Origin of the sequence: Aeromonas sp. HMWF016 (genome assembly GCF_963878195.1) — a bacterium.
GTDB classification, from domain to species: Bacteria; Pseudomonadota; Gammaproteobacteria; order Enterobacterales; family Aeromonadaceae; genus Aeromonas; species Aeromonas lacus.
This window is the reverse complement of record NZ_CAWNWX010000101.1, coordinates 1-14,205: the sequence shown is the minus strand read 5'-3', so window position 1 is coordinate 14,205 and position 14,205 is coordinate 1. Positions and strand designations below refer to the sequence as shown.

General features: G+C 58.7%; 11 protein-coding genes, 6 tRNA genes and 1 pseudogene. 8 read left to right on the top strand and 10 right to left on the bottom strand.

The genetic code is table 11. The annotated features are described in order from the left end of the window. Both AACS24_RS16735 and AACS24_RS16730 read right to left on the bottom strand, forming a co-directional pair. A pseudogene (locus tag AACS24_RS16735) lies at positions 1-480 on the bottom strand (aspartate:alanine antiporter); the annotation flags it as partial. A gap of 762 nt (positions 481-1,242) precedes the next feature. Further along, a tRNA-Asn gene (locus AACS24_RS16730) sits at positions 1,243-1,318 on the bottom strand. A gap of 133 nt (positions 1,319-1,451) precedes the next feature. Here AACS24_RS16730 and uvrB point away from each other — a divergent pair. The 3 genes from uvrB (at position 1,452) to AACS24_RS16715 (ending at position 4,545) form a co-directional block, all read left to right on the top strand. Beyond that, a complete protein-coding gene (uvrB, locus tag AACS24_RS16725; RefSeq protein ID WP_108571391.1) occupies positions 1,452-3,464 on the top strand; it encodes an excinuclease ABC subunit UvrB in 2,013 nt (670 codons plus the stop codon). After that, positions 3,461-3,718 carry a YkvA family protein gene (locus AACS24_RS16720; protein ID WP_108571390.1) on the top strand — a complete coding sequence of 86 codons (258 nt, stop codon included), beginning with the start codon at positions 3,461-3,463 and terminating at the stop codon, positions 3,716-3,718. The genes uvrB and AACS24_RS16720 overlap by 4 nt, the downstream gene beginning before the upstream one ends. Positions 3,719-3,897: 179 nt before the next feature. Continuing rightward, positions 3,898-4,545 carry a DedA family protein gene (locus AACS24_RS16715; RefSeq protein ID WP_033115822.1) on the top strand — a complete coding sequence of 216 codons (648 nt, stop codon included), beginning with the start codon at positions 3,898-3,900 and terminating at the stop codon, positions 4,543-4,545. A gap of 83 nt (positions 4,546-4,628) precedes the next feature. On the opposite strand, the gene dsbB is transcribed toward AACS24_RS16715, so the two are convergent. Beyond that, positions 4,629-5,150, bottom strand: a complete 522-nt coding sequence (dsbB, locus tag AACS24_RS16710) for a disulfide bond formation protein DsbB (RefSeq protein WP_033115823.1) — start codon at positions 5,148-5,150, stop codon at positions 4,629-4,631. A gap of 100 nt (positions 5,151-5,250) precedes the next feature. Then, positions 5,251-6,831: a sodium/proton antiporter NhaB gene (gene nhaB, locus AACS24_RS16705; protein ID WP_108571389.1), complete on the bottom strand. Its 1,581-nt coding sequence runs from the start codon at positions 6,829-6,831 to the stop codon at positions 5,251-5,253. A gap of 334 nt (positions 6,832-7,165) precedes the next feature. On the opposite strand from nhaB, the gene fadR reads away from it, so the two are divergent. From fadR to AACS24_RS16680, 5 genes are all read left to right on the top strand, one after another. Continuing rightward, entirely contained in the window at positions 7,166-7,879 is a 714-nt protein-coding gene (fadR, locus tag AACS24_RS16700) for a fatty acid metabolism transcriptional regulator FadR (RefSeq protein ID WP_033115828.1), read from the top strand. A gap of 303 nt (positions 7,880-8,182) precedes the next feature. After that, entirely contained in the window at positions 8,183-8,323 is a 141-nt protein-coding gene (locus AACS24_RS16695) for a TIGR02808 family protein (RefSeq protein WP_071909966.1), read from the top strand. A gap of 187 nt (positions 8,324-8,510) precedes the next feature. Then, positions 8,511-9,068, top strand: a complete 558-nt coding sequence (locus AACS24_RS16690; protein ID WP_108571388.1) for a YaeQ family protein — start codon at positions 8,511-8,513, stop codon at positions 9,066-9,068. Positions 9,069-9,080: 12 nt separating this feature from the next. After that, positions 9,081-9,965, top strand: coding sequence for an AEC family transporter (locus AACS24_RS16685; protein WP_108571387.1), 885 nt, complete (start codon positions 9,081-9,083; stop codon positions 9,963-9,965). Positions 9,966-10,151: 186 nt separating this feature from the next. Beyond that, positions 10,152-11,993: a sigma 54-interacting transcriptional regulator gene (locus tag AACS24_RS16680; RefSeq protein WP_108571386.1), complete on the top strand. Its 1,842-nt coding sequence runs from the start codon at positions 10,152-10,154 to the stop codon at positions 11,991-11,993. Positions 11,994-12,127: 134 nt separating this feature from the next. Here the strand turns inward: AACS24_RS16680 and AACS24_RS16675 are convergent. The 6 genes from AACS24_RS16675 to AACS24_RS16650 all read right to left on the bottom strand — a co-directional run bounded on the left by AACS24_RS16675 (position 12,128) and on the right by AACS24_RS16650 (position 14,121). Further along, positions 12,128-12,204, bottom strand: a tRNA-Val gene (locus AACS24_RS16675). Between the two features lie 36 nt (positions 12,205-12,240). Then, positions 12,241-12,317: transfer RNA gene (locus AACS24_RS16670), tRNA-Val, on the bottom strand. Positions 12,318-12,343: 26 nt separating this feature from the next. Next, positions 12,344-12,420: transfer RNA gene (locus tag AACS24_RS16665), tRNA-Val, on the bottom strand. A 17-nt stretch (positions 12,421-12,437) separates the two neighbouring features. Further along, positions 12,438-12,514 (bottom strand) — tRNA-Val (locus AACS24_RS16660). Positions 12,515-12,526: 12 nt separating this feature from the next. Further along, positions 12,527-12,603: transfer RNA gene (locus tag AACS24_RS16655), tRNA-Val, on the bottom strand. 138 nt (positions 12,604-12,741) lie between these two features. Further along, entirely contained in the window at positions 12,742-14,121 is a 1,380-nt protein-coding gene (locus tag AACS24_RS16650; RefSeq protein WP_108571408.1) for an MATE family efflux transporter, read from the bottom strand. Positions 14,122-14,205 lie beyond the last annotated feature (84 nt).

Sequence of the window (14,205 nt, the reverse complement as noted above, 5' to 3'; positions counted from 1 at the left end):
GTCGAGCACCGCCTGCATGTCGGTCTGATGGGGCAGGTTGAGCAGGCCACTGCGCAGGGCATCCTGGGCACCGACCAGCGCAGGAGTCGAGGTGAGCGACCCCGCCAGAATGCCGGCCGCCATCCCGGGCCCCAGATTGAAGAACTTGGCCAGCCCTACCGTCAGAAAGAGGGCGGTCAGCAGGATCACCAGGGTCAGGGTGATGTAGTGGATGCCATCGCGCAGGAAGACGCTGAAGAAGTGAGGCCCAGCTTCGATCCCCACACAGAAGATGAAGAGCATGAAGCCGACGTTCTCGGTCGTGGCGGTGAACTCGAAGCCCATCTGACCAAACAGCAGGGCGGTAAACAGCACACCTATGGTGTTGCCAATCTGAAAGTTGCCAATTCGCACCTTGCCAAGCAGCAGGCCAAAAGCCAGTACCACGAAGAGCAGCAGGGAGTCGCTTTGATGTAGCAGTGTCACAAAGTCTATGGTCATGCCCGGAAAAACCGAGGAAAAAAGTGGGGCCGATATTGTGCCGGATCTATCCCCAATAAAGAAGCGCAAGGGGCCGATTAATCGAAAGAGATCTCGCACTATTTCGAGGCGATAGGGGGGCAAGGGGGAAAAAGAGGGAGCTTATTGCTGTGTCCCCCAGTGTCAATTAGTGAAAAATGCTGGTGGCCAGGCTTGGGGGATGGCAGAGGTAAAAACTTTAGATTCTGCTGCTACAACGCTTGATCGAGATCAGTTTCAGAAGATTCAACCAGCGGGATCAGAGGGTGGGTACGAGGTGAAACAGGGGATGATTTGCCCGTTCGCCCAGCCTGACTGGCCTGGCAAAAAGATATCTCGAGAAAGGTTCAAAAGGCCCCTTTTGCGCCACTGACCAGAGATGCGTAAAAACAGCATAAAATCAGGTTTCGCGGCAAAACCGCTCCTGAAAAGCCGGGGTTGCCAGCTATCCCGCGTCCCGACAGGGATTGCGGCAGTTACCCACAGAATCTGTGGATAACCCTGTTTATGAATCTTGTTCATCGGCCGGAAAGCCGCGTCACGACTGGGCTGCAAGTGCTGTTCAAAAAATACCGCAGAAAAAAACTTGCTATAAAAATCAAATAGTTAGATATGGCAGAAGAAAACTCTGCAAGGGGGAGTGCGGGAGGAAACGGGGAACGGATCCGCAAACGGGATCTTGTGCATTAAAAAAAGCTTGGGAGGGCACTAAAGTGGATAACTTGCACCGATATGGTGAGGAATTGGCTCCCCCGACTGGACTTGAACCAGTGACATACGGATTAACAGTCCGCCGTTCTACCGACTGAACTACGGGGGAACATCAGGCAAGGAGGGGCATCATACAGAAGGCGCCGAAGAGGGTCAAGCCGTTCGCGCCACCGCAAGCGAGTGTACCGCCGGGGAGCACTCGGTTACACTGCGCTACTTGCTGTTTTGTGTCGGGAGTCTTCATGAGCAAACTGTTCAAACTAGCCAGCCAGTTTCAACCCGCCGGGGATCAGCCCGCTGCAATAGCCAGGCTGCTCGATGGCATCGAGTCGGGTCTTGCTCACCAGACCCTGCTCGGGGTGACTGGTTCAGGCAAGACCTTCACCATGGCCAATGTCATCGCTACCCTCAATCGCCCGACCATGATCCTGGCCCCCAACAAGACCCTGGCCGCCCAGCTCTACGGCGAGATGAAGGAGTTCTTTCCCGACAATGCGGTGGAGTATTTCGTCTCCTACTACGACTACTACCAGCCAGAAGCCTATGTGCCGACCACCGACACCTTCATCGAGAAGGATGCCTCCATCAACGATCACATCGAGCAGATGCGATTGTCGGCCACCAAGGCACTGCTGGAGCGGCGCGACGTGGTGATTGTCGCCTCGGTGTCGGCCATCTATGGTCTCGGGGATCCCCAAGCCTACCTCAGCATGATGCTGCATCTCAAAGTGGGGGATGTGATCAACCAGCGGGATATCCTGCGTCGCCTCGCCGAGCTGCAGTACACCCGCAACGACATGGCCTTCCAGCGTGGTACCTTCCGGGTGCGGGGGGAGGTGATCGACATCTACCCCGCCGAATCGGACAAGCTGGCCCTGCGGGTAGAGCTGTTTGATGAAGAGGTGGAGCGGCTCTCCCTGTTCGACCCGCTGACCGGCGCCATCGAGCAGACGGTGGTGCGCTATACCATCTATCCCAAGACCCACTATGCCACCCCGCGCGAGACCATCCTCGGTGCCATCGAGCACATCAAGGAGGAGCTCAGAGGACGTCGCGAACAGCTGATGTCGCTTAACAAGCTGGTAGAGGAGCAGCGCATCAGCCAGCGTACCCAGTTCGATATGGAGATGATGCAGGAGCTGGGCTACTGCTCCGGCATCGAGAACTACAGTCGCTACCTTTCCGGCCGGGCGCCGGGGGAGCCGCCGCCCACCCTGTTTGACTACCTGCCGGGGGATGGTCTGCTCATCATCGATGAATCCCACGTCACGGTGCCGCAGATCGGCGCCATGTTCAAAGGGGACCGATCTCGCAAGGAGACCCTGGTGGAGTACGGTTTCCGGCTCCCCTCGGCGCTCGACAACCGGCCGCTCAAGTTCGACGAATTCGAGGCGCTGATGCCGCAGACGGTGTTTGTCTCGGCAACCCCCGGCCCCTACGAGCTGGAGAAGTCCGGCGGCGATGTGGTCCAGCAGGTGGTGCGTCCCACCGGCCTGCTCGATCCGGAGATCGAGGTGCGCCCGGTGACCACTCAGGTGGACGATCTGCTCTCCGAGATCCGCAAGCGGGTTGCCGTCGAGGAGCGGGTGCTGGTCACTACCCTGACCAAGCGAATGGCTGAGGATCTGACCGAATATCTGGCGGAGCACGGAGTCAAGGTACGCTATCTGCACTCCGACATCGATACCGTGGAGCGGGTGGAGATCATCCGCGATCTGCGCCTCGGCAAGTTCGATGTGCTGGTGGGGATCAACCTGCTGCGGGAAGGTCTCGATATGCCGGAGGTGTCGCTGGTGGCGATTCTCGATGCAGATAAAGAGGGCTTCCTGCGCTCGACCCGTTCGCTGATCCAGACCATAGGCCGGGCAGCGCGCAACCTCAACGGCAAGGTCATCCTCTACGGTGATACCATTACCAACTCCATGCAGGTGGCGATTGAAGAGACCGAGCGGCGCCGCGCCCTGCAGCATGCCCACAACCTCAAGCACGGCATCGTGCCCAAAGGGCTCAACAAGTCGGTGGGGGATGTAATGGACATGGGGGGGAGTCGCCCCACCGGCAAACCGGGCAAAGGGAGCCGCAAGGCCGCCGAGCCGCAAGGGGAGTACCATGCCCGCTCTGCCAGCGAGATAGCCAAAGAGATCAAACGGATGGAGGAGCAGATGTTCCAGCATGCGCGGGATCTGGAGTTCGAGCAGGCGGCCGCACTGCGGGATCAGATCCAGCGGCTGCGCAGCGAGCTGATCGAGTCATGAGCACCAGACGCGGGTTGCTCTGGCGGCGAGTACGCCGCCTCTATCAGGGCTTTCGCCATCCCGGTACCCCTTGGTGGGCCAAGGTGCTGGTGATCCTTATCCTGCTTTATGGCATCAGTCCGGTCGATCTGGTGCCGGACATGATCCCGCTCTTTGGCTGGCTCGACGATGCGACCCTGCTGCTTGTTCTGCTGTGGGGTTGGGAGCGTTGCCTGCCGCCGCAGGTGCGCCACGAACTGGAGGTAAAGCAGTAAGTCACACTCTCTGCCACCATTTTTCCGCTTGATGGATAAGCCAGTGCGGGCGGTACAGCAGGAAAAACGGTTTCATTTGGCTGAGGGGTTAGCGGGCTTAAAAAGAGGCCGGCCCAGCGATTGTGGGCCGACTGGCATTGGCGTAGACTCCACGCCGTTCACTTTACGAGTATGGAAAAATGGATCTGATCCTCTTTGCAATCGACTTTATTCTGCACGTTGACGTGCATTTGAAAGAGCTGTTTGAAAACTACGGCATCTGGGTTTACGCCATCCTGTTTCTCATCATCTTCTGCGAGACCGGACTGGTGGTGACCCCCTTCCTGCCGGGTGACTCCCTGCTGTTTGCCGCCGGTGCGCTCACAGTGGGCAGCGTGCTGGATGTCCATACCCTGGCGGCCGTGCTGATCATCGCGGCCGTGCTGGGCAACGTGGTCAACTACACCATTGGTCACTTCTTTGGCGAGCAGCTGTTCCGCAACCCGGATTCAAAAATCTTCCGCCGCGACTATCTGGAGAAGACCCACGCCTTCTATGCCAAGCATGGTGGCAAGACCATCATCATTACCCGCTTCCTGCCCATCGTGCGCACCTTCGCCCCCTTCGTGGCCGGCATGGGAGCCATGACCTATCCGCGCTTCCTCGCCTTCAATCTGGTTGGCGGTCTGCTGTGGGTGCTGTCGTTCGTCTATGCGGGCCACTTCTTCGGCAACCTGCCGGTGGTGCGCCAGAACTTTACCCTGCTTATCTTCGGCATCATCGGCATCTCGCTGCTGCCGATGGTCATCGGGGCGATCAAGGCCAAGATGGGCGCCGCCAAGGCGTAACCAGCGGTCAGAGAGCATGAGAAAGGGGGAGCCATCATGGCTCCCCCTTTTTGTTGTTAACGATTTCTACGCCCATGCAAACGTCAGTTGCAGCAGCGTCCTTTCACCAGATTACCGATGGCTACCACCACGAAGACCAGCAGGTAGGCGGCGAAGATGGCGACCAGCCACTGGGGCATGGAGAAGTCGAAGAAACGCCAGCTGATCTCGGCGCAATCGCCGTCCGGGAAGAAGAGCCAGGGGATCCACTGATCGAGGGGGGCCCAGCTCGGGAAGTCGGCAAACGGGCTGCAGACGTTGAACGGGGAGGGGTTCATCTGATAGTCGACGTGCTTGAGGGCCAGCTGGAAGCCACGGAAGGCGCTGTATCCCCACAGCAGCATGGCGCTCCAGCGCAGATACCACTTCTGCGGTGCGATGAGGCCAACAAGACCGGCCGTGAGCACACCCAGGGTGGCGAGCCGTTCGTAGACGCACATGACACAGGGGTGAAGCCCGAGCACATGCTGGAAGAAGAGGGCACACAGCTCAAGGAACAGGGCGGAGGCAGCGAGCAGCCCCCACGCCAGTCGATTGGCTGCCAAACGGCGCAGAAACTCGATCATCTGATTGATCTCTCAGAAAAAAACAGTGGCTGAATTAGAGCAGAGCGGACAGCAAAAGAAAAGGGTCCGCAGGGACCCTTCTCGATTAGGCACAACGAGTTCAGTGGAGTGCGGGCGCCACGGCGGCGGCACCCTCTGACATCACCAGCCACCCCTGCTGATAGAACCACTGGGTGGCGGGGCCGAGCAGCAACTCGACCGCAAAGAAGCCGACCAGCCCCAGCACCAGGGTGTAGGGCAGCGCCATCCACACCATGCGGCCATAGGAGAGACGCAGCAGTGGCGCCAGCGCCGAAGTGAGCATGAAGAGGAAGGCCGCCTGACCGTTGGGGGTGGCGACTGACGGCAGGTTGGTGCCGGTGTTGATGGCCACGGCCAGCAGATCGAACTGCTCGCGACTGATGGCGCCGTTGAGCAGGGCGGTCTTCACCTCGTTGATGTAGACGGTGCCGACAAAGACGTTGTCACTGACCATGGAGAGCAGACCGTTGGCCATATAGAAGAGGGCCAGTTGCTGCTCGGGCTCGGCCGAGAGCACCCACTGGATCACCGGTTTGAACAGCTGCTGATCGATGATCACCGCCACCACGCTGAAGAAGACCGCCAGCAGCGCAGTGAAGGGCAGTGCCTCTTCAAACGCCTTGCCCAGCGCATGCTCTTCGGTGATGCCGGTGAGCGAAGTGGCCAGCACGATGACCGAAAGACCGATGAGGCCTACCGCCGCCAGATGAAGGGCGAGGCCGATGATGAGCCAGACGGCGATCAGCGCCTGGACAATCAGCTTGGCCTTGTCCTGCGGGGTCCGCTTCGCCTCTTCATAACGGTTGTACTCCTCCATGATGGCGCGCACGTTGTCCGGCAGCAGGGTGCCGTAACCAAACCAGCGGAACCGCTCCACCACCACGCAGGTCAGCAGACCGCAGATAAAGACGGGGAGGGTGACGGGGGCCATGCGCACCGCAAACTCGCCAAAGTGCCAGCCAGCCTGCTCGCCGATGATGAGGTTCTGCGGTTCGCCCACCAGGGTGCAGACGCCGCCCAAAGCGGTACCGATGGCCGCATGCATCATCAGGCTGCGCAAAAAGGCGCGGAAGTTGTCGAGATCCTGACGGTTGAGCTCGGGCACTTCCTGATCCTGGGTATGGTCGTGGGGATTGCCGAACTCCTTGCCGGAGGAGACCTTGTGATAGATGGCGTAGAAGCCGGTCGCCACGCTGATCACCACCGCAATCACGGTCAGGGCGTCAAGAAACGCCGACAGGAAGGCGGAAACCAGACAGAAGGAGAGGGAGAGCAGGATCTTGGAGCGCACCCCGATCAGCAGCTTGGTAAAGACGAAAAGCAACAACTGCTTCATGAAGTAGATACCGGCCACCATAAAGACCAGCAACAGCAGTACTTCGATGTTGGCAACCAGCTCGTGTTTGACCTGTTCGGCAGAGGTCATGCCGATGAGCACCGCCTCGATGGCCAGCAGACCGCCGGGTTGCAGGGGGTAGCACTTGAGGGCCATGGCGAGGGTGAAGATAAATTCCACCACCAGTAACCAGCCCGCGCTGAAGGGGTCGAGATAGAAGGCGATCGGATTGATCACCAGAAACAGCAGAATGGCGCTTTTATACCAGTGTGGGGCATTGCCGAGGAAGTTCTTGGCAAATGCCTGCCCGAGGCTTATTGGCATGATGTTGGGTCTCTGGGTTGTTGTTGGGATCTTGCATCCATGCAGTCAATGATGGATCGACCAGTACGTCCGGATGTTGACCTCTCGCGAGTTAATGTCACGTGATTTTAATCAAAAAGCGGGCCGATGATAAATAAGAGCTGGCCGGAAGCGGCCTTGATGGTGGTTTAATAACCACACATTGAGCGGCTTCCCACTACAAGGGATGTGATTGAATACAAGTTATCAACAATATTTGTCCCGATGTGAGCAGAGGACTGACCTTCTGCTTGCCAGCCATCATCGCTTTGATATCATTCGTCAGCCTTTTTACGCATTACAACAGAGTCAATTCATGGTTATAAAAGCGCAGAGCCCAGCAGGGTTTGCCGAGGAATACATCATCGAGTCCATCTGGAACAATCGCTTTCCTCCCGGATCCATTCTGCCCGCCGAGCGTGAGTTGTCCGAGTTGATCGGGGTGACGCGGACGACCTTGCGTGAAGTGCTGCAGCGATTGGCCCGTGATGGCTGGTTGACCATCCAGCATGGCAAACCGACCAAGGTGAACAACTTCTGGGAAACCTCGGGCCTCAACATCCTGGAGACGCTGGCTCGTCTCGATCAGGACAAGGTGCCGGATCTGATAGCCCAGTTGCTCTCTGCCCGTACCCACATCTGCACCATCTTTATTCGCGGGGCGATCCGTCACAATCCGGAGCAGGCCGCCGAGATCCTGCGTGGCGCCGATGGGGTCGAGAACAACCCACAGGCTTATGCCGAGTTCGACTACCGGTTGCATCACCAGCTGGCCTTTGCTTCCGGCAACCCGATCTACGCGCTGATCCTGAACGGTTTTAAAGGGTTGTATAGCCGGGTCGGTAGCTACTACTTCTCCGACAAGCAGGCCCGCGAGACCGCAGATGCCTACTACAAGACGCTGCTTGGTCTGGCCGAGACCAAAAACCACGAAGCGGTCTTTATGACTGTGCGTCAGTACGGTATCGAGTCAGGCAAACTCTGGACCCGCTTGCGCCAGGATATGCCCAACGATCTGTGTGACAACTGATCGTTCGCCAGACACTCAAAAACGCGCCATCGGGCGCGTTTTTTTATGCCATTGAGTCACGCCGCCAGCCGTTTTACGTCACAAGGTGCACAGGGACAGGGCTGGCTTGGCGCGATAATGACCATCTAATAGCTTGATCTGGATGGATATTCGGCCGAAAAAGTTGATCCAGCTCAAATGCACCCTGCATTTATTACTTTGGTGGCATTGGACTCATACTCACATTGAGGTCAAATGGCCTCACGAGAGCGGAGCCTACATCCGCCAAAAGGAACACACCTTTCACTGGATGAAGGACACACAATGAGTCTTCTTGAACACACCATCTGGACTGTGCTGGGATATGGGGCCATGCCCTTTATCTTTCTGAGCGGATTCGTAGCCGTGGCAGTCACCTGCTGTGCGCTGCTCAATGCGTTCGGAGTCCAGTCCGCCGAGAAGTGAGTCGCTTCTTGATACCGCCAAATGCCAGTCTTCGGACTGGCATTTGTTTTTTCTGTCTTTTAAAGCACTTAAATCGAGGCTATGGGGTAGAAAGGTGATGCGGGATGGTCGAACCTGCCACTGATTTTGATTACACTGACGGCCATATTTTCTACCCCCACTTGTCACAGGGTATTCAAGGTTTTCTATGGCTCTCAAGGCAACCGTATTCAAGGCCCAGATCAGCTTGTCTGATATGGATCGCAACCTCTATCAGGATTTCTCCCTCACACTGGCGCGCCACCCCTCTGAAACCGACGAACGGATGATGATCCGGCTGGCGGCTTTTGCCTGGCATGCTGCCGAGCGGCTGGAGTTCACCAAGGGGCTCAGCGCCGATGACGAGCCCGAGCTCTGGCGCAAGAACTACTCGGACGAGATCGAGCTCTGGATTGAGCTGGGTCAGCCCGACGAGAAGCGGCTGAAAAAAGCCTGCAACCGTTCCCGTGAAGTGGTGCTCTATCTCTATGGCGGCCGCGGCACCAGCGTCTGGTGGAAACAGAATCAGGGCAAGCTTTGTCTGCACGACAACCTCAGCATCATCGAGCTCTCTGAGAGCCAGACCCTGCCACTTACCGAGATGGTGGAGCGCACCATGCAGCTCACCTGCACCATCTCGGAAGGGCAACTCTGGATCAGCAATGGCAGCAAAGAGGTGACACTCGATCCGCTGCTGTTGATGGGCAAGCCTGCCCGCGAGCTGTAACGGGATCTCCCTGTGCTCGGCGCCCTGCTCAATATCGTCATCCCCGTGTTTGCAGTGGTCGGGCTCGGCGCTCTTTATGGCAGATTGCGGCCAGAGGCGGCGCTCGGTTACGTCAATCGGGCCAATATCGAGCTGTTTACCCCGGCGCTGGTCTTCTCCGCCCTGGTCAAGTATCCGCTGGCGCTGGGGGAGCATCTGCCGCTCATCGCGGCCGGCGCGCTGGTGATCCTGTTGCCCGGTCTACTGCTTGCGCTACTCAGGCTCAAGGGGATTGAACGGGCGGCGCTCATTTTGCCCGCCATGTTCCGCAATACCGGCAACCTCGGCATACCCCTGATGGTGCTGGCCTTCGGCGAGCAGCAGTTGGGGGCCATCGTTATCCTCTTTGTGCTCTCCAACCTGCTGCACTTCTCGGTCGGCATGTTTATCCTCTCGGCCAACACCTCCCGCTGGCTCTGGCTGCGCAGCCCGGTGCTCTGGGCCGCGCTGGCCGGGTTGCTGGTGGCCAATCTGCATATCGCGCTGCCGGAGTATGTGGTGACCACCGCTTCGCTGGTCGGGCAGATCTCGGTTCCGCTGATGCTCTTTGCGCTGGGAATAAGATTGACGGAAGGGGAGCTGGATCATCTGGGGCTGGCGCTGAAATGTAACCTGCTCTATCTGCTGGCGGGCGGTTTGTCGCTGCTGCTCGCGATCTGGTTGTTGCCTCTCAAGGGGGAGTGGATCCCGCTTCTGATGTTGTCGGTCTCCCTGCCGCCTGCGGTGCTTAATTACATGCTTTGCGAGCAGTACCACTGTCAGCCGGAGAAGGTGGCCAGTATCGTGCTCGGTGGAAATGCTCTCTCGGTGGTGGTGATCCCGCTGGCCGTCTGGCTGGCGCTGCACCTGCCGACCTGATCTTGCTCACATCTTCTATATTTTTGTTTTTGTTGGTTTTTATCTTCATCTTTGCGCTCATCTACCCAGCCATGCATTTTCCCTTTTCGTGATCCCCCCCGAAGTTGTGCTGACGGATATCCCTTAGTATCTGGCCAGCATGGCTCCCTTTAGAGGGAGAACAACAAGAACAAAAAGGAATGATGGATGAGATCCGTGAGCAACCAGTGTCTGTTGATGCAGATCCAGCCCACCATCTTGCGTTTTGCCAAGATGCTGGCGAGTGTGCTGCAACTTGAGGTCGAGATTGTCGATGCCGATATGGTGCGGGTGGCGGGCACTGGCCCCTATGGCAAGTTTTTCGGCCGCCAGCTGGAAGGAGACTCCCGCTTGCTGCGCTATGTCATCGACAATCAGCGGGAAAAGATCGTTACCCACACCAGCGATGATCCGGTCTGCGAGGGGTGCAGCTGCAAGGAGCGCTGTCGTGAGCGCGCCTTCCTCGGGGTACCCATCATGGTGGACGAGGGGTGCATCGGGGTGATCAGCTTGGTCGCCTTCAGTGCCGAGCAGCAGGCCCGTCTCAACAACAATCTGCAGGATGTGTGTGACTATGTGCGCCATATCTCCACCATCTTTGTGGCCAAGCTGCTCGACTCGCGCGGCCTGTCGGACGGGGTCAACAAGGTGTTCCTCGATCTGATGACCCACATGGATCAGGGCTGTCTGCTGCTCGACGAGAAAAATCAGGTGCGCTTTGCCAACGAAGCGGCGTTGCACCATCTGGGCTGTCAGCCGGAGCAGCTGCAGGGGCGTGAGGTGGGGATCCGCCCGCTCACCTTTGCCCGGCAGGAGATCAGCGGCCATATCCAGCACATTTTCACCTTGGGGGATCGCCAGGAGCTGATCATCGGTCAGCTGCACCATGTGCAGGGGCAGCAGCTCTTCCTGATGGCCTTTCACCAGTCCCACTCCGGTCAGGTGCGCGAGCCGGATCCCGATGTCCGCATCGACCTGCTGATCGGCGAGAGCAAGCCGATGCGCAACCTCAAGCGATTGCTGCAGCGCATCGCCCAGAGCCCGTCGAGTGTGCTCATTTGTGGCGAGAGCGGCACCGGCAAGGAGGTGGTTGCCCGCGCGGTTCATCGCCTGAGCCCGCGCCATGACAAACCCTTTATCGCCATCAACTGTGCCGCCATCCCCGAGCAGCTGTTGGAGAGCGAGCTGTTTGGCTATGTGAAGGGATCCTTCACCGGCGCCTCCAGCGGCGGCAAGCAGGGGCTGATCCAGGCAGCCCATCAGGGCACCCTGTTCCTCGACGAGATCGGCGACATGCCGCTCACCATGCAGGCCAAGCTGCTGCGGGTGCTGGAGCTGCGGGAAGTGACCCCCATCGGCGCCAGCCGGCCGGTGCCGGTGGATATCCGCATCATCGCTGCCACCCACCAGCATCTCGACCAGTACATCGCCGAAGGGAAGTTTCGCGAGGATCTCTTCTATCGCATCAACGTCATCCCTCTCAACCTGCCACCGCTGCGCGAGCGGGAAGGGGATGTGGAGCTGCTGACCCACTATTTTCTCAACCAGCACACCAGCCGGATCGGCACTGTCTACCCCGGTCTGACGCCGGAGGTGATGGCGCTGCTCAAGGGGTATCGCTGGCCGGGCAACGTGCGCGAACTGAGCAACCTCATCGAATATCTGGTCAACGTCAGCCAGGCCGGTGAAGTGATCGACAGCAGCCTGCTACCGCCCAACATCATCCGCAATCAGGATCCCCATCCGGTGGTCACCCAGACCATCCCCATCGTGCCCCTGAGCGCCATCCCGGGCGAACCGGTGGCAGCGAAAGGGCCAATGGCAGTGATGCCGGAGAAGTTGCAGGATCCCGCCCCGGGAGAGAGCGGGCTGGAGAGCATGGAGAAGCAGATGATCGAGGAGACTCTGCAGCGGCTTGGCAACAAGAAGCTGGCGGCGCAGGCATTGGGGATCGGGATCGCCACCCTCTATCGCAAGATAAAGAAGTACGATATTGCCGTGCAGGCCTGATGGTCTGGCGGTGTCTATTCAGCCCGTGTCATGCAATTGGTGATGCGGGCTTTTGTTGGGCGCAGCAAAAACAGCGCAAGAAGGTAGGGGGAGAGAATGCAAAAAGCCCGCTCGATGAGCGGGCTTTTCAAATCTGGTGCGTCCTAGTGGATTCGAACCACCGACCCCCACCATGTCAAGGTGATGCTCTAACCAGCTGAGCTAAGGACGCAGGGTGCGCAATGCGACTTTCTGTTTTGCAGGGGAGTGGTGGGTTTAATTGGATTCGAACCAACGACCCCTACCATGTCAAGGTAGTGCTCTAACCAACTGAGCTATAAACCCACATCTGCAAATTATTCAAACTGTTATGGTGCGTCCTAGTGGATTCGAACCACCGACCCCCACCATGTCAAGGTGATGCTCTAACCAGCTGAGCTAAGGACGCATAACAGCGATCTGTGATGGTGCGTCCTAGTGGATTCGAACCACCGACCCCCACCATGTCAAGGTGGTGCTCTAACCAGCTGAGCTAAGGACGCATCACAGAAAAGTGGTGGGTTTAATTGGATTCGAACCAACGACCCCTACCATGTCAAGGTAGTGCTCTAACCAACTGAGCTATAAACCCACTTCACTACGCCAGCACTGCTGGCGTGGTCGGCATACTACCCATGCCCCCCAAGGCTGTCAACAGGCCATACGCACAAAGGAGACTGTTTGCCCAGTTCTTGCGCAGCCTGTTGATTTTGCAGGCGAGTTGCCGCTTTTACTGGGCCCGAGACAGGGTGGTACACGCCTCCGGCGTCGCGAAGCGGCCATAGATATGGCGCAGGCGAGCCCCCAGCATCAGCGCGGCACTGGTGAGGCCGACGATAAAGCCAATCCAGAAGCCCTGCGGCCCCATCCGCGGTACCACCCAGTCGGTGAGACCCAGGATCATGCCGGTCGGCAGCCCCAGTCCCCAGTAGGCGACGATGGTGACGTAGAAGATCGCCTGGGTATCCTTGTAACCGCGCAGCGCAGCCGCCGCGACCACCTGCACCGAGTCGGAGATCTGGTAGACAGCGGCAAAGAAGAGCAGCAGGGCGGCCAGTGCAATCACCTGCTGATCATCGGTATAGATGGAGGCAATCTGCTCGCGCAGCAGCACCGTCAGCGCTGCGGTGAGGGCCGCAATGGCCATCCCCAAGAGCAGGCCGGTGCGGGCTGCGACCCGGGCGTGATGAGGCTGACCCTCGCCGATGCTGTGGCCAACCCGGATGGTCACACCCACCCCGATGGAGAGGGGCAGCATAAAGACCAGGCTGGAGAAGTTCAGCGCAATCTGGTGGCTCGCCACCGTTTCGGCACCGAAGGGGGCCAGCATCAGGGCCACCACGGTAAACAGGGTCACCTCGCAAAAGATGGCCATGGCGATGGGGAAGCCTAAGCGAAACAGTCGCCAGATCCGGCTGCCGTTGGGGCGTGCGAGTCGGGAGAAGAGGTTGATCTCCTTGAAATGAGAGGAGAGCTTCACATAGAGGATCATCGCCAGCAGCATGGCCCACAGCACGATGGCGGTCGCGACGCCACAGCCGACCCCGCCGAGCTTGGGCATGCTGAAGTGACCGTGGATGAAGATGTAGTTGGCGGGAATATTGACCGCCAGCCCGACAAAGCCGATCACCATGGTGGGCATGGTGTGGGAGAGCCCCTCGCTGAAGTTGCGCAGCACCTGGAACATCACGAAGGCGGGCAGGCCCCACAGGATGGCGTGCAGGTAGCCGGTGGTTTTGGCGGCCATAACCGGCTCAACATCCATGAACTGCAGCGCCAGCGGGCTGTAATAGAGCGCAATCATTGCCAGCGGGGTGACGATGAGCGCCAGCCAGAAGCCCTGATGGACGGCCGGGCGGATTTGATCCCGCTTGCGGGCGCCGTTGAGCTGGGAAACGATGGGGGTGAGCGCCATGATGATCCCCTGAACCAGCAGGATCACCGGTAGCCAGAAGCTGGAGGCCACCGACACGGCGGCCAGATCGACCGCACTCACCTGACCCGCCATCACGGTATCGACGAAGTTCATGGCGACCTGGGCGACCTGGGCGACCAGTATGGGGCTGGCTAGACGGACGAGCTGCTTCGCCTCGGACCAATAACGTTGCACTGACACCTCCGAGTGGATCAGATAGATAGAGAAAGAGCGGAAATCGGGAAGAGCCTTTGCACGCCCGGGCGGGCATGCAAAGGG